This is a genomic window from Pantoea sp. MBLJ3, from assembly GCF_000816655.1.
Lineage (GTDB): Bacteria > Pseudomonadota > Gammaproteobacteria > Enterobacterales > Enterobacteriaceae > Pantoea > Pantoea eucalypti.
In genome coordinates this window covers 88,381-110,270 of record NZ_JSUT01000030.1, presented here as the reverse complement: position 1 = coordinate 110,270, position 21,890 = coordinate 88,381, and the positions used below count along the sequence as shown (strand labels likewise).

At 52.1% G+C, this 21,890-nt stretch carries 24 protein-coding genes and 1 pseudogene; 10 read left to right on the top strand and 15 right to left on the bottom strand.

The annotated features are described in order from the left end of the window. Entirely contained in the window at positions 1–1,137 is a 1,137-nt protein-coding gene (gene arnB, locus NP77_RS22475) for a UDP-4-amino-4-deoxy-L-arabinose aminotransferase (protein WP_003850562.1), read from the bottom strand. 687 nt (positions 1,138–1,824) lie between these two features. Between arnB and NP77_RS22470 the strand changes: the two genes are divergently transcribed. Further along, positions 1,825–2,394: a YceI family protein gene (locus tag NP77_RS22470; RefSeq protein WP_003850563.1), complete on the top strand. Its 570-nt coding sequence runs from the start codon at positions 1,825–1,827 to the stop codon at positions 2,392–2,394. A gap of 35 nt (positions 2,395–2,429) precedes the next feature. Here the strand turns inward: NP77_RS22470 and NP77_RS22465 are convergent, their stop codons facing one another. The 4 genes from NP77_RS22465 to NP77_RS22450 all read right to left on the bottom strand — a co-directional run bounded on the left by NP77_RS22465 (position 2,430) and on the right by NP77_RS22450 (position 5,436). Then, on the bottom strand, positions 2,430–3,209 hold the full coding sequence (locus NP77_RS22465; protein ID WP_003850564.1) for an anti-sigma factor: 780 nt from the start codon (positions 3,207–3,209) through the stop codon (positions 2,430–2,432). Further along, the gene (locus NP77_RS22460) at positions 3,206–3,655 is read right to left on the bottom strand and encodes a sigma-70 family RNA polymerase sigma factor (protein ID WP_003850565.1); all 450 of its coding nucleotides are present in this window, start codon (positions 3,653–3,655) and stop codon (positions 3,206–3,208) included. The genes NP77_RS22465 and NP77_RS22460 overlap by 4 nt, the downstream gene beginning before the upstream one ends. A gap of 87 nt (positions 3,656–3,742) precedes the next feature. Beyond that, positions 3,743–4,279: a tetratricopeptide repeat protein gene (locus NP77_RS22455; protein ID WP_003850566.1), complete on the bottom strand. Its 537-nt coding sequence runs from the start codon at positions 4,277–4,279 to the stop codon at positions 3,743–3,745. 143 nt (positions 4,280–4,422) lie between these two features. Further along, on the bottom strand, positions 4,423–5,436 hold the full coding sequence (locus NP77_RS22450) for a Gfo/Idh/MocA family oxidoreductase (protein WP_008926818.1): 1,014 nt from the start codon (positions 5,434–5,436) through the stop codon (positions 4,423–4,425). Between the two features lie 104 nt (positions 5,437–5,540). Between NP77_RS22450 and NP77_RS24110 the strand changes: the two genes are divergently transcribed. Together NP77_RS24110 and NP77_RS22445 are read left to right on the top strand one after the other, a co-directional pair. Then, on the top strand, positions 5,541–5,666 hold the full coding sequence (locus NP77_RS24110; RefSeq protein ID WP_072040397.1) for a LacI family DNA-binding transcriptional regulator: 126 nt from the start codon (positions 5,541–5,543) through the stop codon (positions 5,664–5,666). A gap of 248 nt (positions 5,667–5,914) precedes the next feature. Continuing rightward, on the top strand, positions 5,915–6,352 hold the full coding sequence (locus tag NP77_RS22445; RefSeq protein ID WP_039661998.1) for a PACE efflux transporter: 438 nt from the start codon (positions 5,915–5,917) through the stop codon (positions 6,350–6,352). A gap of 386 nt (positions 6,353–6,738) precedes the next feature. Here the strand turns inward: NP77_RS22445 and NP77_RS22440 are convergent, their stop codons facing one another. The 6 genes from NP77_RS22440 to NP77_RS23925 all read right to left on the bottom strand — a co-directional run bounded on the left by NP77_RS22440 (position 6,739) and on the right by NP77_RS23925 (position 10,519). After that, positions 6,739–6,987 carry a DUF333 domain-containing protein gene (locus NP77_RS22440; protein ID WP_039661996.1) on the bottom strand — a complete coding sequence of 83 codons (249 nt, stop codon included), beginning with the start codon at positions 6,985–6,987 and terminating at the stop codon, positions 6,739–6,741. Between the two features lie 239 nt (positions 6,988–7,226). Beyond that, the gene (locus NP77_RS22435) at positions 7,227–7,862 is read right to left on the bottom strand and encodes a LuxR family transcriptional regulator (RefSeq protein WP_039661995.1); all 636 of its coding nucleotides are present in this window, start codon (positions 7,860–7,862) and stop codon (positions 7,227–7,229) included. 32 nt (positions 7,863–7,894) lie between these two features. Continuing rightward, complete coding sequence (locus NP77_RS22430) at positions 7,895–8,485, bottom strand: helix-turn-helix domain-containing protein (protein ID WP_008926814.1); 591 nt, start codon at positions 8,483–8,485, stop codon at positions 7,895–7,897. 713 nt (positions 8,486–9,198) lie between these two features. Then, on the bottom strand, positions 9,199–9,690 hold the full coding sequence (locus NP77_RS22425) for a FidL-like protein (RefSeq protein ID WP_039661993.1): 492 nt from the start codon (positions 9,688–9,690) through the stop codon (positions 9,199–9,201). Continuing rightward, complete coding sequence (locus tag NP77_RS23930) at positions 9,687–9,959, bottom strand: hypothetical protein (protein WP_231572364.1); 273 nt, start codon at positions 9,957–9,959, stop codon at positions 9,687–9,689. Before NP77_RS23930 ends, NP77_RS22425 begins: the two co-directional genes overlap by 4 nt. Before the next feature lie 143 nt (positions 9,960–10,102). Further along, on the bottom strand, positions 10,103–10,519 hold the full coding sequence (locus NP77_RS23925; protein ID WP_231572363.1) for a winged helix-turn-helix domain-containing protein: 417 nt from the start codon (positions 10,517–10,519) through the stop codon (positions 10,103–10,105). Positions 10,520–10,824: 305 nt separating this feature from the next. Here NP77_RS23925 and NP77_RS22410 point away from each other — a divergent pair, with 305 nt between their 5' ends. The 3 genes and pseudogenes from NP77_RS22410 to NP77_RS23230 all read left to right on the top strand — a co-directional run. After that, a complete protein-coding gene (locus NP77_RS22410) occupies positions 10,825–11,439 on the top strand; it encodes a TetR/AcrR family transcriptional regulator (RefSeq protein ID WP_039661988.1) in 615 nt (204 codons plus the stop codon). Positions 11,440–11,676: 237 nt separating this feature from the next. Next, positions 11,677–12,960: a beta-ketoacyl-ACP synthase II gene (fabF, locus tag NP77_RS22405; protein ID WP_039661986.1), complete on the top strand. Its 1,284-nt coding sequence runs from the start codon at positions 11,677–11,679 to the stop codon at positions 12,958–12,960. Between the two features lie 165 nt (positions 12,961–13,125). After that, positions 13,126–13,293, top strand: a pseudogene (locus tag NP77_RS23230) (family 1 glycosylhydrolase); the annotation flags it as partial. Positions 13,294–13,363: 70 nt separating this feature from the next. Here the strand turns inward: NP77_RS23230 and NP77_RS24000 are convergent. Together NP77_RS24000 and NP77_RS22395 are read right to left on the bottom strand one after the other, a co-directional pair. Further along, the gene (locus NP77_RS24000; RefSeq protein ID WP_255348852.1) at positions 13,364–13,486 is read right to left on the bottom strand and encodes a hypothetical protein; all 123 of its coding nucleotides are present in this window, start codon (positions 13,484–13,486) and stop codon (positions 13,364–13,366) included. Positions 13,487–13,494: 8 nt separating this feature from the next. Beyond that, complete coding sequence (locus NP77_RS22395) at positions 13,495–14,283, bottom strand: MipA/OmpV family protein (RefSeq protein WP_003850580.1); 789 nt, start codon at positions 14,281–14,283, stop codon at positions 13,495–13,497. A gap of 128 nt (positions 14,284–14,411) precedes the next feature. Here NP77_RS22395 and NP77_RS22390 point away from each other — a divergent pair, with 128 nt between their 5' ends. The 4 genes from NP77_RS22390 to NP77_RS22375 all read left to right on the top strand — a co-directional run bounded on the left by NP77_RS22390 (position 14,412) and on the right by NP77_RS22375 (position 20,541). After that, positions 14,412–15,107 (top strand): response regulator, encoded by a 696-nt coding sequence (locus NP77_RS22390; protein WP_008926808.1) that lies wholly within the window; start codon positions 14,412–14,414, stop codon positions 15,105–15,107. Next, positions 15,104–16,273, top strand: coding sequence for a cell wall metabolism sensor histidine kinase WalK (locus NP77_RS22385; RefSeq protein WP_039661981.1), 1,170 nt, complete (start codon positions 15,104–15,106; stop codon positions 16,271–16,273). Before NP77_RS22390 ends, NP77_RS22385 begins: the two co-directional genes overlap by 4 nt. 93 nt (positions 16,274–16,366) lie before the next feature. Next, complete coding sequence (locus NP77_RS22380) at positions 16,367–17,500, top strand: efflux RND transporter periplasmic adaptor subunit (protein ID WP_039661979.1); 1,134 nt, start codon at positions 16,367–16,369, stop codon at positions 17,498–17,500. Continuing rightward, positions 17,497–20,541 (top strand): efflux RND transporter permease subunit, encoded by a 3,045-nt coding sequence (locus tag NP77_RS22375; RefSeq protein ID WP_003850585.1) that lies wholly within the window; start codon positions 17,497–17,499, stop codon positions 20,539–20,541. The genes NP77_RS22380 and NP77_RS22375 overlap by 4 nt, the downstream gene beginning before the upstream one ends. 59 nt (positions 20,542–20,600) lie before the next feature. On the opposite strand, the gene NP77_RS22370 is transcribed toward NP77_RS22375, so the two are convergent. Continuing rightward, the gene (locus NP77_RS22370; protein WP_003850587.1) at positions 20,601–20,846 is read right to left on the bottom strand and encodes a hypothetical protein; all 246 of its coding nucleotides are present in this window, start codon (positions 20,844–20,846) and stop codon (positions 20,601–20,603) included. 83 nt (positions 20,847–20,929) lie between these two features. Further along, positions 20,930–21,823 (bottom strand): LysR family transcriptional regulator, encoded by an 894-nt coding sequence (locus tag NP77_RS22365; RefSeq protein ID WP_003850589.1) that lies wholly within the window; start codon positions 21,821–21,823, stop codon positions 20,930–20,932. Between the last annotated feature and the right edge of the window lie 67 nt (positions 21,824–21,890).

Below are 21,890 nucleotides of genomic sequence, written 5' to 3'. Positions count from 1 at the left end.
TCAGGCTCCGGCAATGTCATGTAAAGCCTGAATCACACGCTCGATATCCTGATCCGTCATTGACGGAAACAGCGGAATCGAACACATCTGCTGGCTATTCAGTTCACTGGCAGGTAAACGTAAATCGGGATAGTGTTCGCGATAATATTTGTGGGTATGCGCCGCACGGAAATGCAATCCGCTGCCTATATCCCGCGACTTAAGTGCCTGCATAAAGGCATCACGCGTCAGACCGCAGCGCTGCTCATCAATGCGAATAATGAACAGGTGCCACGCGTGCTGATGTGGCCAGGCAGGCAGTGACAATGGCGTAAACGGCAGCGTGTGCAGCGCTTCCAGATAGCGCTCAGCTATCTCACGGCGGCGAGCAATAAAACCGGGTAGCTTCTGTAACTGCACCAGCGCAATGGCTGCGCTGATATCAGGCAGATTATATTTAAAGCCCGGCATCATCACTTCTGCCTGTGGCAGACGCCCCTTGGTCTGGCGATCAAAAGCATCAACCGCCAGGCCATGAAACTTGAGGCTGCGAATACGATCGGCGAGAGCAGCGTCATCGGTCACCACCAGGCCGCCTTCCGCACAGGTGATATTCTTGATGGCGTGGAAAGAGAAAATAGCCGTGCCGCGATGCCCGATTGGCTTCTCGTGATAAGTCGTGCCCACCGCGTGAGCCGCATCTTCAATAATGGCGATGCCATGCTGCTCAGCAAGCTGATAGATTGGCGTGAGATCGGCGGGAGCACCAGCGTAATGCACCGGAATAATCGCGCGGGTACGTGAGGTAATCGCCTGAGCTATGAGTTCCGGCGTCACCATCAGGTTGTCAGGATCGACATCAATCATCACCGGCGTGGCGCCCAGCAGCGTGATCAGGTTCAGAGTGGAGACCCAGGTCATGGACGGCGTAATGACCTCATCGCCAGGCCCGATTCCCATCGCCATCAGCGTTACATGCATCCCCGCTGTGGCAGAACTCACCGCAATGGCGTGCTGGTTGCCAGTCAGTTGTACAAAAGCCTGCTCCAGTTCCGCGCATTTAGCGCCTGTTGTTATCCACCCAGAGTCAAATACCGCTTTAACAGCAGCCAGCTCTTCATCACCAAATGAAGGGCGGGAAAATGGCAAAAAATCCATGCTAAAACTCCTGCAGATCAAACTCATTAGCTGTCGCGCGTTGTTAATCAGACACAACGCCGGCAAAAGAATTGAAATAGCGAATTATCAACATCCGGTTATGGCGTTATCGACACCTTATTTTCCCATTCTGGAATTGAGGTTACCGGACTGCTAATACAAACTAACGTATGAAACTTAACTGAACATTAAATGAATAGTGTTCATTGCAATAAAATGAATGAAGAGTGAGTTAAGGTTTTACGAAAAAGTTCACATTTAAGTTAATAATAATGACTCCGCTCTCAATTTTTGATTTATTGATGTTTTGTTTAAGATCGCAAGGGCTGCCACTTCTCAGATCATAAACCCACCCACCAGAGAAGCAATATCTGAGATTCAATACAACTAAATGATTTTACTGAAAATAAATCCAGACACACCAGGCAACTCCTGATCAAATCAGTATCCTGTTAATTTCACCGAAAACATCCGCCGATAAAAGCGTCTTAATGTATTCTTAATATTGTTCGTTATTAATGTTCAGCCCTAACAATAATTATTACACTTTGGTGAAACTAAGGTGACAGTCAGTTAATATTTGTCAGATTACCTGTGCCTGAAGGGTGAAAACAGTGCTAAAAAAATCGAATAAGATCGTGGTTTGAGGCGTTAACGTCTGGTCTGCCTAAAAAAGAGAAAATTGTGATGATGCGTGTCGCCTGTTTATGCACCCTGTTCGCCCTGCTCAGTCCGGTACTTTACGCCGCGCCAGTAACCTATACCATAACACCTGATAAAACATCGATTGGCCTCTCATGGCGTGCCTTTGGTCACGATTTTTCGCAAGCCAGACTACAGGGTGTGTCTGGCACGGTGACACTTAATCCGGATGAAGACCATGACGATCGTATCGAAGTGAATATTCCAGTGGGCACACTGGTGGCATCGAACAGTCTGTTGACCTGGCAATTGAAAAGCGATCTCTTTTTTGATGCGGAGCGTTACCCGCAGATTCACTTTGTGAGCAGTCGTGTTGCCTCACTGGGTGAGGGTAACTACCGTATTTTTGGCGTGCTAACGGTTAAAAATGTCAGCCGGTCAGTGGTGATGCAGGCCTCACTGGACAGTGGTAAAACAATTGATCCGGCGTCACGCTCTCTGGCGCTGCATGCCTCCACCGCGATATCCCGCTCTGCCTTTGGAATGGATCGATTGGTTGGAGTGGTTGATGATCGGGTAAACATTGCGCTGATTATTGCCGCACAGGCCAGATAATCGCTGTTGAAGCAAGCGCTCAGGGACAGACTTTTTTAACTGAGCGTGGTCACCAATGTTTCAGCGATGGCAGCCAACTGAGCAGAGGGATTACGCCCTATCAACACATACTGATAGCCACCGCGCTTCCACCAGGCCAGCTGCATGCCGTGGCGCTGTTCCTGAGTAATCGGGTTCGAATCCTGTGGTGCAGGCGAGATACAGAGCGCCATCGGACCATAATCAGCATGCAGCCAGGCGATCTGTGCAATCGACGTTCGTTCGTAACGCAGGATCCGCACCATTTTCAGTTCAGCGCCTGGCAGGCGAAGTTGCTGCGGGTGCAGCTCCAGTCCTAAATCCAGCCGTGTACGGTCGAGACCTCTCTGCAGCATTGCGGCGTCATTGGGGGTATCGGCCAGCGTTTCAGCACTGTAAAGCGACATATAGCGCGCCTCCAGATCGCGGATATTCTGACTTTCATCCTTCCCATCATCTGAGGGTCTTGCCAGAAAACCAATGCCGCTGCCCACCAGTAAAAAGCTGACCGATGCGGCAATAAGCGCGCGACGACTATACCCGGTGGCCACCTCGGGTGCCGGAATGGTCGCCAGGCGCTGGGCCATTCTGGCCTGTGGTGCCTGTTCGAGTAGCGGCGAAAAAGCCTGTTCAAAATCGAGACTGGTGTGCTGAAAATGCGCAACCCGCTCGACCAGTTCAGCATCCTCATCCATCGCCTGTTCAAACTGCGCAGCTTCTCGCGGCGTCATCTCACCATCCAGCCAGGCGACAATCGCCTCATCGCGCCACGGCGGCGTAAAAGTTTCCCTGTTCATCTCCGTTTCTCCTTCGGTGAGGGCGTGGTCGCCGGCTGTCTGGCTAGCGTGGCGCGTGCGGCGGCCAGACGGCTCATAATGGTGCCAACCGGGACAGCCAGCGTCTCTGCTGCCTCCTGATAGGTGAGTCCTTCCACGTAAACCAGAAACAGCGCATTTCGCTGTGCCTCGGGTAAGGCGTTAACGTGTTGCATAATGCGCTGGAAATGGCGATTGTCGTCGCTGGTGGCGTGATTATCCGCGGCCAGCAGCGCATCGGGATCCACAAATCCCTGCCCCTGCCGCACTTTTCGTGCGCGTAAATCGCTAACCCAGATGGAATGGAGGATGGAAAACAGCCATCGATCAATACGCGTGCCCGGCATGAACTGCGCGCTGCGTTCCAGCGCGCGCACGCAGGTTGACTGTACCAGCTCTTCTGCCATGTCACGGTTGTGTGACAACACATAGCCATAACGCCAGAGCCGCGTCAGATGTTCCGCAAGGTGCTGACGGATGTCACTGTGAGTGATTTTTCGCTCCTCCCTGCCGCATCAGACCTCAGGATGGCCATTGATCGCGGCTTGCAGATCGCGGTACTCCTCGCAATCTGTACCACAAATCCCGGCAATGGTTTTTAACTGTTCGCGAGCCAAATCGGGACGCCCTTTAATCATCCAGGCTTCGCCCAGATATTCACGCACTTTAGCGTAACGAGGATCAAGCGCAATGGCGCGCTGATAATAGCCAATACCCTCGTCGGTACGCCCCAGCTTGCGGGTGGCATAACCACGGTAGTTCCAGGCTTCGCGCGTATCCTGATTTTTCAGTGTATCCAGCAGGTTCAGCGCCGCCTGATATTCGCCCTTTTTTGCCAGATGATAGGCATAGCGCGTTTTATCATCGTCACTCAACTTGCTGGTTTTTTCGGGCACACAGCTTTTCGTATGACTGTCATAGACCTGACCTTTTGGACAGTCGGGCGTTTTTTTATCACTGTCATTATCACCCATCGCCATACTCAGCGGAGAGTGCAGCATCAGCAATAGAGCCGGAACAGCAAGCAGAGAAATACCAGAACGCGTTGTCATAATTTATCCTTATCGGGTCTGTGAGGCAGGCAATAAAGTCCGCCGGATGCAGTCCGCTATCGCGGCGCTGTACGGTAAACACCTCAGCGCCGGTTTCTATTCGATAAAAATAAAATTATTTTTTATCAGCCTGCCATGCCTGATCAAATCAGCAGTTTTTCCACCTGGCAAAAGCGCCCTTCTGCCAGCGAAATTACGGCGGCTTCCGCAATTGCCTGTGCTTTCAGACCATCCTCAAGGTTCGGCAGATCGTCAATCTGCTCACCATTCAGCGAGCGGATAAACGCATCCAGATGGGCATAGTAAGTGGGCTGCACCCGGCTAAACCAGTCGGGTAGCAGCCCCGGCTGCAGAATCTGCGCACTCTGATAGCAGCTGACTCCCCGCTGTGGCTGAGAAGCCGATTCGAGCATCCCGAGCGGTCCCATCACACTGATACGTTCATCGTAGCCATAACCAGTGCGGCGAGCATTGTCCAGCTGTGCCAGCGCCCCGCCGTGCAGCCGCAATAGCAACGTGCTGGTATCCACATCGTCAAATTCGCTGATCGCGGGTAACGCCAGCGCTGCCCCCATAGCAGCAACCTCCGTGACCTCATCTTCAGTCAGCCAGCGCAGCAGGTCAAAAAAGTGGATAGCCTGATCGCGCATCTGGCCACCGGAAGCTTTCAGATAACTCAGCGGCGGCATGGCCGAAGAGCGGCAGACCATTTGTATCAGTTCTGCCGGCCCAATCCGCCCCAGGCGGAGTTGCTGTTTAAGCTGCTGATGACTGACATCGAAACGGCGATTAAACCCCACAGTGACTGGTACGTTGTAAGGGAGGACATTAGCCACAGCTGAGCGTGCACGCTCAAGAGAGAGATCGATCGGTTTTTCACAGTAGATTGCTTTACCGGCACGGGCGGCGGTTTCCAGCAAATCGGCATGAGTCGGCGTTGCGCTGGCGATTAACACCATATCGATCTCTGCATCATTGATCGCCTCACTCACGGATGCTGCACGGGTCGAAAAGCGCGTCGCGAACGCGTCAGCGCGTGCAGGTTCTGCATCGGCCACCCAAACCAGTTCAACCTCAGGATGCGCCTGAAGATTCGTGGCATGAACTTCGCCAATAAAGCCACATCCCAACAGGGCAACACGTTGCTTTTTATTCATTTTGAACTCCGTCATAGTCCAGCAGAAAGCTGAACCAGCAGGATAACGCGGCGTCTTAAACTCATCGCATGGTGTTTTGAGGTGTTTACCTCAAAGGAGCAGACATGTCGCTGAAAGACGTTGCCCTAAGCGCAGGGGTTGGGCTGGCAACCGTGGTTCGGGTGCTCAATGAATGTTTCAGAAAGATTGGCACCCCTGTTAAACAGACCTCAAAACTGACATTTTTATAAAAATTAAAATATAAATCTATTTAGGATTCATTTGGCATTTTAATAGTTTACCCCGCTCAAGAGTTGTTATCATCACAGCGAATATGGAACGCAGTCATGCCGAAACAAAAGCCGAAGCAACATAGTTGCTCTGAAACCGACAACGGGGCACCCTGCAGAACGTTTTAGCATTCAGATACTGATGGCAGGATAGTCCTGCATTTTTCCTGCACCCATTACGGTGCCTGACTAATCAATGAGAGTTTGCTTTGGAACACTATTTATCCCCGGTGCGCACCACCAAAGAGAGAGTGCTGCACGCGGTTGTTTTCGAAGTTGCTGCCAATGTGCTGGTATTCATTATCCTGATGATTTGGGCCTCAGCTGCCCCCGCACAATCGGCACTGTTGACGATCGTCTCATCAACGCTGGCAATGGGATGGAACTACCTGTTCAATCTGATGTTTGACAGCATCCAGCTCCGAACAGGATTTAAAAAAGACTGGCGAATGAGATGCCTCCATGCCGTTTTGTTTGAGGCTGGACTGTTAGTGGTGCTGATACCTTTTGCAGCATGGTGGCTGAATATTACGCTACTCGCAGCGCTGAAACTGGAATGCGGGCTGGTGCTGTTTTTTCTGGTCTATGCTTACCTGTTTAATCTGATTTGGGATTACGTTAGTGCTGCTCGTAAAAAGAACAGTTAAATTAATTTCAGATAGCACAATGAATAAATCCTTTCATCTGAACAAATTAAACAAACTTTCTTCTTTCGAAATTTTTAGCATCCCGAAACTTAGATATGCAGAAATAAATTATAAACATAGCTTTAATTTTTTAAGATTTTTTAATTGCACACCCGGCAAAACAACTCATAAAAGAAATTATTTTCAGCGACTGCACTTAATAAAAAAATTCAGCCTCATTTCCTGTTACAGGAATGAGGCCAGAAACGTTAATCAGTTCAGTTGAAAAGAAAACTCATTGAATAACGGAACGGTAATTAATAAATATTCATGATAAAACCAGGCAAAACTATTTATAATACAATACAGTTAAGCATCATCATGCTGACTATCGAATAATCCAGGAACTATTTCGATTGATCACGATGAAATAACGCCCACTGCTCAATCTTTTCTCCTGATGGCAAAACGCAATAGAGCGCACTGCCGCTGGATGATGCCGCCTGCACCAGCTTTCCACCGCGCTGAAGACACCACTCGCTGGCGGGATTACGCATTATCAGGCGCTGTGGTTCAGCATTGTGAGACGTGCAGCCACTCATTTGCACGGTAGCCAGCATCAGAGAACAGATTGCTATTTTATTGGCGACTTCCATTTAACTCTCTCAACATTAGTTTCAGGAAAAATCTTAATTAACAGGCTAATTCTCACATACTTTTGATTATTCGAAAAATGAAGTTGTTTAGGTATTTTCAGCATTCTGAAACGTGTATGAATGTTTATAACGATAGCATCTTCTCATTAAACTCTTTCATAACGATGTCATAAGTTTGTCACTCCTCTCACCCGACAAAAAAAGAACAACCGAACCACATCAAAAAGAGACATTGTCGATTAAGGCTCTGGGTTATCAATAATTCCTTTATAAAGCTCAAACAGAGAAAGATCATTGATAAATGCGTTAAATTGCCTGTCACCGTTGAGTGAAAACTTTTTCATTACATTATACTTATGTGTGTAAACAGTTTTAACTGAAAGATTAAGATGCTTAGCTATTTGCCCGACATTATACCCTTTTTTTAAAAAACTCAGCACCTGCAACTGGACTATCGTCACACGTGCAAAAACACAGCCTGCGCAATCTGACGGTAGAAAACCTTGTCTGTTTCCCTGATGACCGACCCAGAAGCGAATGATTTTGTCGTGAATATCCCGAATGGAATCATTGCGCGAAATAATAATAATAGAGCGATAGCATACAGGAAGTTGCTCAAGTGTGATGTCTTCAACATCGTCAGTGAACACTATTATAATACTACCGGGCTTCCGAGCACGGTAGGCCGGCTGACACATATAAAGACGCCACTGAGCAGCATTAATGAGTATAAAATCGGCCCGGCCCAGACTTTGTGAACTGTCAGTTCGTAAAAACTCCACAGATGAATCAGATAGTAATGCCTCCTCAATTATTTTTGAGATGCCCAACCGAAAGAAGTAGTTTTCATTTGTACAAACAACTTTAAAATCCATTTTTTCCTTAAGCATCTCAAAAGTTAAAATAATCAGGTAAACTTGCCATTAACCAGGGTGAGCTCACCTTTCTCTTTCAATTCTTTCAGCACTCTGCAAATTGAGCTTTTTGAAAGATGTGAACTACTTTGAATCAGACAAAGTGCTGAAAATCGTTTTTTAAGATGCGGTGGTAGCTTTTCCCAATGCCGGATTAAGGAAACCACTTCATCATAGGAATTATTTTTAGATAACTGTATATAGTTCATCAGGTCAGAATATTGGCCAGATAAAATAGACATAGCGTCATTGAAAAGGTCTTTCTCGAAGATCAGTTGCCAGAATAGATCGTAATCAATAAAACTGACTTTTCCATAATCAATCCTTTCCAGATAAACGGGAGGTTCATCGAGTGCTGGCGTAACTCCGACAACAAAGGGAGCCGATAAGACATTCAACACCTTATGATCGCCCTTTAACTTGAGTAAGAAATCACCATCAAGAATGAACATAATTCGGCGTAGATTATCTTTAGTAAGATGATAGCGACGCTTCCCACGCGAAATCTCATCTGGATTTGCAGCCTGGGTATATCCGGCTAATGCATCAATGACCCGCTCATGATTTTCGGTTACTCTAAACATAATAATTAACTCAATCTGACTAACACAAGGTTAGTGATTAGTAGAAAAATCAGTAAATATCATTACACCACTTAAATGCTTGTAAATTAGCAGACAAAAGCACACGTCAGAATTTTAACGAAGTAAATGATAGCGTTGTCGTTTTCTCAGGAAATCATAATCACCTGAGCATACAGGTTATCGATTCGTCATATCAGGCATACAAAAAAGCCTTACAGTGTTGAGATATAGCCAAAGTTGAGAATAAAAATATTCAGCCATCATTGTGAAGTCCTGTATTGATAAAATAACAAAACATCCGTCAGGCTTAATTAGGACACACCGCTCCCAAAATGGACATTTAAATCCACAACAATCTAATAATTAGGTTTTTATTCTATTTTAATGCCTCAATATAGGTTAAAGCTCCAAAAGGAGATTTTGCACCCAGCACCCTATCTTACCTGCAGGTGTACATAGTGTAAGTTCTGCACTCTCTATTTTGGTAAGATCCGCTTTTGTCCTCGCATTGAAATCTTGATGGCAGAATGCATACCATCCGTATTATCAATACTCTGGCAAACGGGATTTTAAAAACCAAAAAAAACGCTCATCTGAACGCCTATATTTATTACCAATCGGGGATTTACGTTGCGCCTGAAAAATGGCATCAGAAAAATACCCGTAAGAGCATTCTATCTTACGGGTATAATTCCCACTAAAAACTGACGGGTTTAATACCGCTGGCAGGTAAATAAACTTGAAAGGGGACCACTTATAAGATAAGTATTCCCATTTAGCCGGGTGAAGTCCAGCTGTAAATAATTGGGGTCGAGTGTAATCTCAGCCAGCAAAATATTAAAGACATCGTCTGGTGTTGAATCATTCGTAGAAGTGATCATCTTTGTGATTTTATAACGGTATGTATCACTGTCTATTTTCCGGCCCTGACTTAACGCAATACGCCGATTAAGTCCTGTAATCTTATCATCAACTGTAACCTGACCATTTAATAACAGATATCCTGTATCAGAATCGATAAAACGCAGATCCTGTGTTACAGCAAACTCAATTCTACTAGCATCATGACGGCTTAGCTCGTAGCGACTGAATGCTGAGCAGCGGAAAGGCAGATCGTTAGCCCGGGATTTGAAAAAGTTAAATCCTGTAAAAATCACCAGTAAAAGTGCAGCCAGGGATATTGTCAGCGTGGCATTTCGTTTCAAGACGTTCTCCAGTCCAGATAATAGAAGTTGTCACAGGAAACGATATGACCACGACTGTTAAGATTGCATGCAGAGAGCATCGTTCTGCCATAATTAGTCGTCGTTAATGAGGTTTTTTTATCAAAATAGATACGGCGTCCTGGTATACAGGATTGATTATTTTCTTTCAGGATTTCTGTAATTTCTTTATTGAGTGATTTTTTTTCAAAAACATTGAGCCCTTGCAATATCACCGCTTCGCAGCCGCCTTCCAGTTTGATGGTACTCATAGAGTAACTCTTTTCATCAAAGCCAGGCCCCGCGTAATACCAGAGAGAACTGCCCAGTAACACCAATATAATAATGAAAAAAATCATCTTACTGAAGTTGAGGAGCGGTTTTTTGACATTGACATCCTGATTAACAGACTCAGTTAATAGAGTGTGGCTTTTCTCCACTGAACCAGAATCTTCGCGTTCACCTCATCCGTTTGGGCATCTGTCACATCCGTAGCCTGTGGGCTTTCACGTTCAATGCTGATGTCAGTGTTGAGTCTGATGCCAATTTTCGGAATGGTGATAATTAAATTTTCACAGCCATAAGCGGCGAGCGCTCTGCGCAGCATACTTAGATACTGATTCAGATTACTGTTTGAGCCGCGCAGGCCATATTTATCCCAGACTTCAGTCAGCAGGATTTCGCGTGCCAGGACTTCTCCCTGAGAATTCAGTAGCTGCTCAAAAAGACGACCAGAAGAAATACTCAGACCCAGCGTTTCCTGGGTAGGCATGTGCGTGAGGGTACAGTCGTCAGAATTGTAGGTGATCTGGCCATCAATAATGTAAATCATTAAAAAACCACTGAATTTTCCTTCATTCCCGACAGTATAATTCAGCTCAATTAAAGAAGCACTCAAGAAACCTGAATCTGACATTTCACTAAGATGATGTTTAGCTGGCACTACTATGGCGTATCCAGAGGAGATTCGATTGTTTGATCCTTCTCACCGATAAGGTACTGAGTCACATAAACAGTGCCCGACTCTCTCCATCTTATCCGGACTGTAGATTTTCACCGCAGCTCAGCCTAACATGTGACCATTAATAACAGTGGTCACTGAGTTTTCATCCACCTTTACTCTGTCAGGTTTTAACAATGATCCAGTCTGTAACAGAAAATGCGACACGTGGTCCGGCCGGGCACAACGTTCGTGACCAGATTGTTGATGCTGCCATGCAACACTTTGCACATTATGGCTATGAAAAAACGACGGTTTCTGATCTCGCAAGAGCTATTGGTTTTTCGAAAGCGTATATCTATAAATTTTTTGAATCTAAACAGGCGATTGGAGAAGTAATATGTGCCAATCGGCTGGCGATGATTATGCAGCGTGTCGAAGAAGCGATGGTTGATGCACCAGGGGCATCAGAACAACTGCGACGGCTGTTTCGCACGCTTTCTGCCACCGGCACTGAATTGTTTTTTCATGAACGCAAACTCTACGATATTGCCGCTGTGGCATCTCGCGATCGCTGGCCATCAGCCTCAGCTCATGAAGAGCGACTGCTTAACCTGATTCTGCAAATACTGCGCCTGGGGCGCGAAACGGGTGAGTTTGAGCGTAAAACACCGGCTGATGAAGCAGCAGAAGCGATCTATCGGGTTCTTAAACCTTATGCCAGTCCGGTATTGCTCCAGTACAGTCTTGACGACGCCGAGGAAGCCTCTGCGCAGCTGGCAGCGCTGGTATTACGCAGCCTGGCGCCCTGAGCATTGCGCACAGTGTGACTATTGACTTAATTGGTCACAAGATCAAATATAGCGACTTGTTTTGTCATCGCTCTGGATTCTGATGCTACTCCGCTTATCTCAGCCTGTGATGTTCCATCTCTGCGCGCGTCCATCGCACTATCCTGTGCTGGGCCTCGCTATTTGCGCTTCAGGCGCGTTTCACCTCTCCGCGTCAGCATGTCAATCGCTGCCCGGACAGCTTACGGGAGCAACCTCATGAGTCACTCATCCTCATCACAACGCATCGTCATTACCGGCGCGGGCGTCGTTTCGCCATTAGGTTGTGGCGTTAACAACGTCTGGCAGCGATTAACGGCGGGTGAGTCCGGTATCCGCACGCTGCACGACACACTCACTGCCGGCACCGGGATTTCAGTAGGTGGCCTTGTGCCAGGCATTGATGAAGATCCGCTGGCGGGATATGACCCGGAGTCATTCATTGCGCCGAAAGAGCGTAAGAAAATGTCGCGATTTATTGAATTTGCGCTGCTTGCGGCAGAAGAAGCGCTGGCTCAGGCGGGCTGGCATCCTGAAGATGAGGCCGCGCGTGAACGCACCGCGACCATTATTGCCTCCGGCGTCGGCGGTTTTGGCGCAATTGCTGACGCCGTGCGCACCACGGATGGGCGCGGTCCGCGCAGACTTTCGCCCTTCACTGCCCCCTCGTTTCTGGCCAATATGGCCGCGGGTCATGTCTCTATTAAATACGGTTTTACCGGCCCGCTGGGCGCACCGGTTACAGCCTGTGCCGCAGGCGTGCAGGCTATTGGTGATGCAGCAAGATTAATCAGAAGCGGCGAAGCGGACATTGCGATTTGTGGCGGGACCGAAGCGGCGCTGGATCGCGTAACGCTGGGCTGTTTCGCGGCAGCGCGTGCCCTATGCACGGGCTATGAGGAGCATCCGCATCACGCATCACGTCCGTTTGATCGCGACAGAAACGGCTTTGTGATGGCCGAAGGTGCTGGTTTGCTGGTGATCGAGTCGCTTGCCCATGCCCAGGCTCGGGGTGCGACGCCACTGGCGGAAATTATCGGTTATGGCACCAGCGCCGATGCTTACCATCTTACCGCAGGTCCGGAAGATGGCAGTGGCGCTGCGCGGGCAATGAGAACCGCTCTGCGCCAGGCGTGTATCAGCGCGGATGACGTTCATCACATCAATGCTCATGCAACCTCAACACAGGTAGGCGATCACGGCGAGCTGGCCGCTATTCGAGCTGTATTTGGCGATAATTCACAGGTCGCGATCTCTTCAACCAAATCTGCCACCGGCCATCTGCTGGGTGCAGCGGGCGGCGTTGAGGCGATATTCACCCTGATGGCGCTGCGTCAGCAGCTTATCCCGCCGACACTGAACCTTCATCATCCCGATGACGCAGCAGGCAATCTTGACCTGGTGGCGCTCACTGCACGCCCGGCGGAGTTGACTTATGCCATGTCGAACGGTTTCGGCTTTGGCGGCGTCAACGCCAGCCTCCTGCTTCGTAAGTGGCATTGACGTCATCGTGAAGACTCAACCTGCGCCACCAGACATCCTGGTTGCGCAGGGTTTAAATCTCCAGAAGATCACGCTTTGCTGGATAATTCCAGAGGCTCCCCGTCAGCAATAGCGTCATAAACCTGTATCCTTCCTGACTTCCCGACCCTCTCCTTTTCTTTCAACAATGGCACCGGCGACGTCAATCAGGAGGCCGTTGTCTTCTGTAACCAGCGCATTGATGAACTGCTGGCACAGGGTATGACTCCCTTTATTACGCTGTTTCACTTCAATATGCCGATGGCGATGCCGGAACAGGAAGGCAGGAAAAATCATCAGGTCGTTGCAGCATTTTCACCCACCTGCGGCTGAATGATGATAATCCTCGCTGCGCTTCACACCAACTCATAGCCGCTGCAGTGCCCTATCCCTGTACCGGCGCATCGAACAGACTCAACGCCACAACAATCACTGCATAAACCAGCAGATACAACAGAATCAGCGCAGCAAGCAAACGACGGTGGCTGCGCATCCCGTTTTTCTTCATGGTGCCATTCAGAAGGTATAACTCAATGCCAGGGTTGCCGATGCGCCATTGTGCCGCGCGACAATCGGGCTATCTGAGGCATGTTTATCCAGCCATGTGTAATCACCGATGACACTGGCAGCCCAGGCGGGCGTAAATTGATGGCTCCAGGTCAGGCTGGCGTCGGTGCCATAAAATCCACCCGCCGCGTCATAACGTTCATAACCGCTACGCGCGCTTTGCTCGCGGTTAACACCGTACCAGGTGTTCATGTAACGTCCGTCGCCAAACAGACCTGCCACCTGCAGTGCCACCGTATCATCGCTGGTCTGCCAGGGAATCAACGTTACGGATGTCCGATACTGCACGCCCTGACTGTCACTTAGTGGCAGCGTCGCTTTGCCCTCCAGCACAAACCATGGTGTGACTGACCATCCCACCGCAAGCGCGGTGTTCACCGTGGCATCGATCTTTCCCATGCCCCTGAGCCGGTCATCACCGTCACGCCATGAGGAATTGCGGTCAGATCGGCCTAACCCATAGCCCAGGGTATGTTCCAGATACAACCCATTATCTGCCTGTAGATCGTAGCCAATCCCTTTTTGCGAATCGAGAAAGAAAGCCCCGTCGCGCGCCTGAATAATCGGCGTCAGCTGCCAGTGCTGCTTATCTGCGCCGCTGTAACGCGGTGCATTGATGCCTGCAATGCCCACCGTCACACTGGACGAAGGTGTGGCACTGTCATCCGCTCTTGCGGCAGCCGCGCTTAATGCCAGTGAAAAACAGACCATGTGAAGCGTTATTTTTCCGGTTATCATCTCGTTTCCTCATTATCACATCAGGTGCGGAGCTGAGGGATTCAGGGCCGCGTCACTGGCCGGAGTATGCGGGGCGAGTGTCAATGAACGACCAGGGATTTATGAAGAAACAGTCAAGGTGATCTGAAATGCAGCTAAAACGTATCCTGATTATTGAAGATGATGCTGACGCGGCCGGCGTCCTTGAGGCCTATCTGAAACGTGAAAATTATGAGGTTATGATTGTCGGTGACGGACCTGGCGGGCTGGATGCCGCCAGACGCTGGCAGCCCGATCTGATCCTGCTGGATATCATGTTGCCTGGCATGAACGGCACCGAAGTGCTGGCCGCACTGCGACGTCGCGACGATACGCCGGTGATCATGGTGACGGCGATGAGCGATGCGCCGGACCGCATCGGTGCACTCCGCTATGGCGCTGATGACTATGTGGTCAAGCCCTATCATCCAGGCGAAGTCGTGGCGCGCGTGCAGGCGGTGTTGCGCCGCAGTCAGAATAGCGCGCCGGTCACCGAAATCCTGCGCTGGGCCGGTCTGGTCGTTGATCCGATCGCCCTCACAGCCGTAATTGAATGCGACAGTGGCACATCGCGCCGTCTCGATCTGACACCCACTGAATTTTCCCTGCTGGTCACCCTGATGCGCGCACCAACGCGTCCGTTTACCCGTCTGTTTCTGCTGGAGCACTGTCTGCCGGAAAGCGATGCGCTGGAGCGGGTGGTGGATACACACGTCTACAACCTGCGCCGTAAACTGGAAGCTGCAGGCATCTCTGACGTGTTACCTGCGGTGCGTAGCGTGGGTTACCGGTTCAGACAGCCATGAATAAAAACATCTACAACTCTCTGTGGCGCTGGATCTGCGTCAGGGTCATGTTTCTGGCGATTGGCAGTGTCATTCTGATCGCCTTCTGTATGTGGTTGCGCTTCGCGGTGCAGGCGTACTGGGTCTATTACCGTATGCCACCCGCACTGCTGGAGGAGTTTTCACAGCTACGGCGCCATCCTGCCAGCGACCCGGCACGCTTTCACCAGATCGTGGATCAATGGTGGGGGCTCACTTTTTCTGATCCGTCGCTGGCCTCGTCGGACTGGTTTACTGTGATTGCGCTGGTGGTCGTCACCATCCCGTTTATGGTGTTTATGGCACTGCGTTTCGCGCGCCCACTCTCCACGCAGTTCAGTCAGCTGGCGACCGCGGCGCGCGCGGTATCAAAAGGGGAATTTGGCCGAACAGCCGCAGTGGTAAAAGAAGCTCCGCAGGAGCTGGTGCGCTTTACCGAAGATTTTAATCAGATGACGCAGCAACTGGCGCGTTACGAGCGCGAGCTGCGCACCTCGCATGTGGCGATGGCACATGAACTTCGCTCACCCCTGACGGCGGCGATGGGCCGGTTGCAGGGTATTCTGGATGGCGTCTTTCCAGCGGAGCCGCAGCAACTGGCAATGATCATGAAGCAACTGACGCAGCTCAGCCGACTGATCGATGAACTGCATTTGTTGTCACTGGCGGATGCCGGTCAGCTGGTCCTGAACCGGGAACGGTTTAATCTCAGTGAGTTACTGCGCGAGCGTACGGGCTGGCTGCTGCCGCAGGCAGAACAGGCAGGTGTGACCATCAGCGTCATCGCACCAGAGGCTCTGATGCTCGATGCCGATGCATTCCGCCTGGGCCAGGTGATGACGATCCTTTGTGAGAATGCGCTGCGCTACGCGGCGGACGGGGGTGCGTTGCTGATCTCCGCCAGCCAGAACGATCGGGCGGTTACCCTGACTTTTCGCGATTATGGTCAGGGTGTAGAGCCGGACTTTCTGCCGCAGCTGTTTGATCGCTTTACCCGGGCTGACTCCTCTCGTGCTCGCCACTCTGGCGGCAGCGGGCTGGGATTGTCGATCGCCAAAGCTATCATCGAGGCGCACGGCGGATCACTTCGCGCCACGTTACCCGCTGACGGCGGCCTGTTAATCGGGATAACGCTGCCGGGGAGATAAATTGTTCTGGCTTGACCATTTCTTGATGGTTCATGCAACGTTTCTGGACACAAGCCGGGTTCAATGAGCACAACTCATTAAAGGAACCCGGCTATGACTGATTTAATCCCGGATGCTGCCCGCCAGGTGTGGCGTCACCTTTTTAGTGTTCAGATCTTTGCACCAGCCATGTTTGTGCTGCTTGGCGTGCTCATCATGACTGGCTGCCGGGACAATAATTCTGCCCCGCCCGCTGCCCCGCCGCGACCAGTTAAAACGGTGATTGTTCCGCCGCTCGGAAGTGATGCTTCACTGGTGCTGACCGGAGAAATCCGCGCCCATGAAGAGGTCGCGCTTGCTTTCAGGCTGGATGGCCGGGTCGTGAGTCGTGCGGCTGAACTGGGCGATCGCGTCAGCGCCGGACAACCGCTTGCAGCGCTGGAAAATGATCAGTCACGTAATCAGCTCAGTAGCGCACAGGCCGATCTCGACAGCGCTCGCGCCGCCGAACGGGTCGCCGCACTTAATCTTCATCGAATGCGGCTGTTGATGCCCGGTGGCGCCATCGCCCGCAGCCAGCTTGACAGCGCCCAGGCAGACTGGCAAAGCGCGCAGTCACGCCGTCTCAGCAGCGAAGCAGCGCTAAAAAATGCCCAGGACACTCTCAGCTGGACTCAACTCACTGCACCCACCGCAGGCCGGATCACCGCCATCACGGTTCAGCCTGGCCAGGTGGTCAGCGCTGGACAAAATGTGATGACGCTGGCAGCGGGAGATGCACGCGATGCGGTGTTTGACCTGACCACACCAGCGCTTTTGCGTCCTGACGACCAAATACCACTAAAGGTGACGCTGCTCGCCGATCCCACCGTGCAGGCCAGCGGCACGGTGCGTGACATCAGCCCACAAGCCGATCCGCAGACCCGCACGTGGCGACTGCGCATCTCGTTGATAAATCCACCTGAGGCGATGGCACCCGGTGCCACGGTCACCGTCAGCCTGCCCGATGCACAACCGCCAGTGATCGCCCTGCCCGCCAGCGCTCTGACCCGTTTCTCAGACAAACCCGCGCTGCTGGTTGTTGATGCAGCGTCACGCTTGCAGCTTCGTCCGGTAGTCCTGGCCCGCTTTAACGCGCAGCAAATCTTTGTAACTGCCGGGATCCAGCCGGGCGAGCGCGTTGTGACGGCCGGCGTTAATACCCTGCAGCCCGGCGAAAAGGTCTCGCTGATGCAGGAGGCGCCATGAAAAAACCGGCTGGCTTTAACCTCTCTGGCTGGGCGCTGGCGCATCAGCAACTGGTCATCTTTTTCATGCTGCTGGTGATGGCGGCAGGTGTACTGAGCTATGAACGTCTCTCCCGCAATGAAGATCCGGCGTTTACCATCAAAACTGCCGTCATCTCGGCCCAATGGCCGGGCGCGGACGTGGACAATATGGTGCAACTGGTCACTGACGTACTGGAACAGAAGGTACAGGAGATCCCGTCGCTGGACGCCGTTGAGAGCGAAACCCGCGCCGGGCAAACGGTGATATATGTCAACCTGCGTGATGACACACCACCCTCTCAGGTGGCTGGCACCTGGTATCAGTTACGTAAAAAGATGAAAGACGTTGCCGCTTCACTGCCTCAGGGCGTGCAGGGTCCGGCAGTGAACGATGAGTTTGATGACACCTTCGGCACAATTTATGGGTTTACGGCTGATGGTTTTACCGCCAGAGAGTTGCGCGATCGGGTCGATAACCTGCGGCGAAGTCTGACGAGTCTGCCCGACATCGGAAAAACCACCCTGCTGGGTGTGCAGGAGCAGCAGGTGGTTATCGCCTTTTCCCCGCGCAAGCTAAACGGCATGGGACTCGATTTACAGCAGGTCAGCGACGCCATCAAAGCGCAGAACGACGTGGTACCCGCGGGCAGCCTGCGAACCGACCGCGAGAACATTGCGCTGCGGGTCAGTGGCACCCTGACCTCGGTCGAAAATCTGCGGGCAATTACCCTGCATATCGGAGAGCGTTTCATCCCGCTGACTGAACTGGCTACCATCACTCTTCAACCTGCCGATCCCCCGGCACCCACGTTTCGGGTTAACGGCGTTCCGGCTATCGGGCTGGCGATTTCCATGGCCCCAGGCGGCAACATGCTCGATTTCGGCAAGCAGCTTAACCAGCGCATGCAGACACTGGCCAGTCAGTTACCGCACGGCATCACCCTGACCCGCGTGGCTGACCAGTCATCCGTGGTGAAAAATGCGGTCAGCGGCTTTGTCCGGATACTGGGCGAAGCGGTCGTCATCGTGTTAGCCGTCTCTTTCGTCTCGCTGGGACTACGTGCTGGTCTGGTGGTGGCAGCGGCCATTCCGCTGGTGCTGGCCATGACCTTTACCGGCATGTTGCTGGCGGGCATCGGCCTGCAACGAATTTCACTGGGTGCGCTGATCATTGCGCTGGGGCTGCTGGTGGATGACGCGATGATCACTGTCGAAGCGATGGTGGCGCGGCTGGAAGCAGGCGACAGTAAGTGGCAGGCCGCGACGTATGCGTTCAAAACCACCGCATTCCCAATGCTGACCGGCACGCTGGTGATGATTGCGGGTTTTATTCCGGTCGGGTTCGCTGCCTCCAGTGCCGGAGAGTACTGCTATTCGCTGTTTGTGGTGATTGCGCTTGCATTGCTTTGCTCGTGGGTGGTCGCAGTAATCTTTTCTCCACTCACCGGCTGCTGGCTGCTGTCTGCAAAGCACATAACAGCCCACCCGTCGCCGGGCGTGCTTGCACGCACTTATCACCGACTTCTGGACGTGATTCTGCGTAACCGACTGGTGACAATGGGCGTGGCAATGGCAGTGCTGTTAGTCAGCCTTTATGCCACCACCTTTATGCAGGGTGAGTTTTTCCCGGCGTCAGACCGCCCCGAATTGCTGGTCAGCCTGACGCTGCCCGCCAATGCCGCGCAGGCCGAAACCCTGCGTCGTACCGTACAACTTGAAAAAATGCTCCAGAATGACCGGGATGTGGCGAACTTCACCAGCTACGTTGGCTCAGGTGCAATCCGCTTCTATCTACCGATGGATGTGCTGCTGGATAATGAAAACATCGCGCAGCTGGTGGTGGTGGCAAAAGATCTCACCGTGCGCGATCGGCTGCGCAGCCGGCTGGAACGAAAACTGGCAGCAGATTTTAACGATATCAGTACTCGCGTCTCACCGCTTGAGCTGGGGCCGCCGGTTGGCTGGCCACTGAAATATCGCATCACCGGTCCGGACAATGCACAGGTTCGGCAGGTCGCCGATCGGCTGGCGGCACAGCTTGCTCGCTCACCGCTGACCCGGGGTGTCAATCTCACCGCCGGAGAGCCAGAACGCGTTATCAGGCTGGCAGTAAACCAGACAGCGGCCCGCGCGGCTGGACTCTCATCAGACACGATAGCCACCGCGCTGAACACGCTGATGTCCGGCAGCGTGGTGACCACGCTGCGCGATCGCAACCGCCTGATCGATGTGGTGCTGCGCGGCGATGACAAGGCGCGCCAGGACACTGACTTGCTGGCAGGATTGATGATTACCAATGCCAGCGGACAAAAAATTCCGCTGCGGCAGGTCGCGACGCTGAACTGGGGGGTGGACGACCCGGTGATCTGGCGCCGTCAGCGGCTGGCTTACATCACCGTACAGACCGATATCGCACCCGGTCAGCGGGCTGAACAGGTTTCGCAACAGCTCGCGCCAGGTGTTGCCGCTCTGCGTGCTTCACTGCCTGCCGGATATGGTATTGAAGAAGGTGGCGTGGCGGCAGAATCAGACAAAGGCAACGGTTCTGTGTTTGCTCTGTTGCCGGTGACGATCTGCGCCATGCTGATCCTGCTGATGATTCAGCTGCAACGTTTCTCAGGCATGCTGCTGGCGCTAAGCATGGCACCGTTTGGTTTGCCAGGCATCATATCCGCAATGCTGCCGGCGGGTACTCCGCTGGGGTTTGTGGCGCTGCTGGGGATTATTGCACTGGCGGGAATCATCATCCGCAACGCCGTGATTATGATCAGTGAAGTGGATACGAACAGCCGCGCCGGACTTGCCGCTGGTGAAGCTATCCGGCAGGCCGCCCATCACCGGGCGCGTCCAATCGTGCTGACCGCGTGTGCCGCAATCCTGGGCATGATCCCTATTTCTCATCAGGTTTTCTGGGGGCCGATGGCACTGGCGATTATTGGTGGTCTGGTGAGCGGTACGCTGGTGACACTTACGGTATTGCCCGCTGCGTTAAGTCTGATGATGGAACGCCGTTCACGTTAAATCCGTTCAAAAAAAGTCCGGCGATTCTGTACCAGGAACAGCAGAATCGCCGGACGTCCTCAGTTCATCACCTCGACCAGAATCAGTGGGCACTTTCTGACTTTGCAGGCCTGACTGTAGGCCAGCGAGCAGACCGAACAAAGGTCACGCACGTCAGACTGGTACTCATACTCCATGAAATAGCGGAACTGGCCGCCTGCCGAATCTGTTCTCCAGAATCGCTGCGGCTCCAGAATTTCATCCAGTTGCCTGAATGTCAGGGCTGACGGGTTATGAAACCCGACTCTTACGCGATATATAGTCATGCACCGATTATTGGCATCCCGGCTTCGTGCCGCCAGTTGGTTATTGTTTTCATTACAATAGCTGGCGCTTATCAACCCATCTCTTAGTGTGGAGCAGGCAGTTCTGCCAGCATTGCCAGCAGATGCAGCACCGCTTTTGACGGATGAAGCCGACGCCAGGCAAAGGCCACGTCGGTAAACAGCGTGTTGTTTTCGATATCGCAGAAACTCACGTCGGGGTTATCGACGCAGCGCATCGACTCCGGCACCAGCGCAATCCCGCAGCCGGCCGCAACCATACCCAACGACGTGGTGATTTGCGGCGCCTGCTGGAAGGTGTGGCGCGAAAAGCCCGCCCGCAGACAGGCAGTGACAATCAGCTCATACAGGCTCGGCGAGACGTCACGCGGGAAAATGATCAGGGTTTCATCCGCCAGCGCGGAGAGCGGCACAGTGGGTGTACCGCTTAAGGGATGAGAACGCGGCAGCGCAATCAGCATTTTTTCGGTGGAAATGACACGCAGATTAAACGCTTTGCTGCTTTCGCACGGCAGCCGGATAAAGGCCGCATCCAGTAATCCCTCCTGTAAATCCTGCATCAGCAACGCCATATTCTCTTCACGCGTCAGCAACGTCATCGCGGGATAACGTTCCTTAAACTTATGGATTAGCGTGAAGATGCGCGAATTAAACGCCACCGAACTGGCAAATCCCAGCGACAACTGACCGCTGATCCCGCGCGCAATGCCACGCGCGTTTTCCAGCGCCTGATCGGCCAGCTGCACAATCTGTCGGGCATCCGCCAGAAACGCTTCTCCCGCTTCAGTGAGTTCAACCCCGCGCGTCAGCCGCTTCAACAATGGCGTGCCGATCTCCTGCTCCAGCCGCAATATCTGCTGACTCAGTGGCGGCTGCGATATCCCCAGCAATTCAGCGGCTCGGGTAAAGTGAAGCGTCTCGGCTACGGCAACAAAATAACGCAGATGGCGAAGTTCCATATCAAAAACGTCTCAAAGTTAACAGGTTTCGCTATTGGACCCACCGACTGAATCGGTTCACCATTAG

Coding starts and splice junctions, on each gene's coding strand:
- arnB (WP_003850562.1), bottom strand. CDS start 1,137: ATGGATTTTTTGCCATTTTCCCGCCCTTCATTTGGTGATGAAGAGCTG.
- NP77_RS22470 (WP_003850563.1), top strand. CDS start 1,825: ATGATGCGTGTCGCCTGTTTATGCACCCTGTTCGCCCTGCTCAGTCCG.
- NP77_RS22465 (WP_003850564.1), bottom strand. CDS start 3,209: ATGAACAGGGAAACTTTTACGCCGCCGTGGCGCGATGAGGCGATTGTC.
- NP77_RS22455 (WP_003850566.1), bottom strand. CDS start 4,279: ATGACAACGCGTTCTGGTATTTCTCTGCTTGCTGTTCCGGCTCTATTG.
- NP77_RS22450 (WP_008926818.1), bottom strand. CDS start 5,436: ATGAATAAAAAGCAACGTGTTGCCCTGTTGGGATGTGGCTTTATTGGC.
- NP77_RS24110 (WP_072040397.1), top strand. CDS start 5,541: ATGTCGCTGAAAGACGTTGCCCTAAGCGCAGGGGTTGGGCTGGCAACC.
- NP77_RS22440 (WP_039661996.1), bottom strand. CDS start 6,987: ATGGAAGTCGCCAATAAAATAGCAATCTGTTCTCTGATGCTGGCTACC.
- NP77_RS22435 (WP_039661995.1), bottom strand. CDS start 7,862: ATGGATTTTAAAGTTGTTTGTACAAATGAAAACTACTTCTTTCGGTTG.
- NP77_RS22430 (WP_008926814.1), bottom strand. CDS start 8,485: ATGTTTAGAGTAACCGAAAATCATGAGCGGGTCATTGATGCATTAGCC.
- NP77_RS23930 (WP_231572364.1), bottom strand. CDS start 9,959: ATGAGTACCATCAAACTGGAAGGCGGCTGCGAAGCGGTGATATTGCAA.
- NP77_RS23925 (WP_231572363.1), bottom strand. CDS start 10,519: ATGATTTACATTATTGATGGCCAGATCACCTACAATTCTGACGACTGT.
- NP77_RS22410 (WP_039661988.1), top strand. CDS start 10,825: ATGATCCAGTCTGTAACAGAAAATGCGACACGTGGTCCGGCCGGGCAC.
- fabF (WP_039661986.1), top strand. CDS start 11,677: ATGAGTCACTCATCCTCATCACAACGCATCGTCATTACCGGCGCGGGC.
- NP77_RS24000 (WP_255348852.1), bottom strand. CDS start 13,486: ATGAAGAAAAACGGGATGCGCAGCCACCGTCGTTTGCTTGCTGCGCTG.
- NP77_RS22395 (WP_003850580.1), bottom strand. CDS start 14,283: ATGATAACCGGAAAAATAACGCTTCACATGGTCTGTTTTTCACTGGCA.
- NP77_RS22390 (WP_008926808.1), top strand. CDS start 14,412: ATGCAGCTAAAACGTATCCTGATTATTGAAGATGATGCTGACGCGGCC.
- NP77_RS22385 (WP_039661981.1), top strand. CDS start 15,104: ATGAATAAAAACATCTACAACTCTCTGTGGCGCTGGATCTGCGTCAGG.
- NP77_RS22380 (WP_039661979.1), top strand. CDS start 16,367: ATGACTGATTTAATCCCGGATGCTGCCCGCCAGGTGTGGCGTCACCTT.
- NP77_RS22375 (WP_003850585.1), top strand. CDS start 17,497: ATGAAAAAACCGGCTGGCTTTAACCTCTCTGGCTGGGCGCTGGCGCAT.
- NP77_RS22370 (WP_003850587.1), bottom strand. CDS start 20,846: ATGACTATATATCGCGTAAGAGTCGGGTTTCATAACCCGTCAGCCCTG.
- NP77_RS22365 (WP_003850589.1), bottom strand. CDS start 21,823: ATGGAACTTCGCCATCTGCGTTATTTTGTTGCCGTAGCCGAGACGCTT.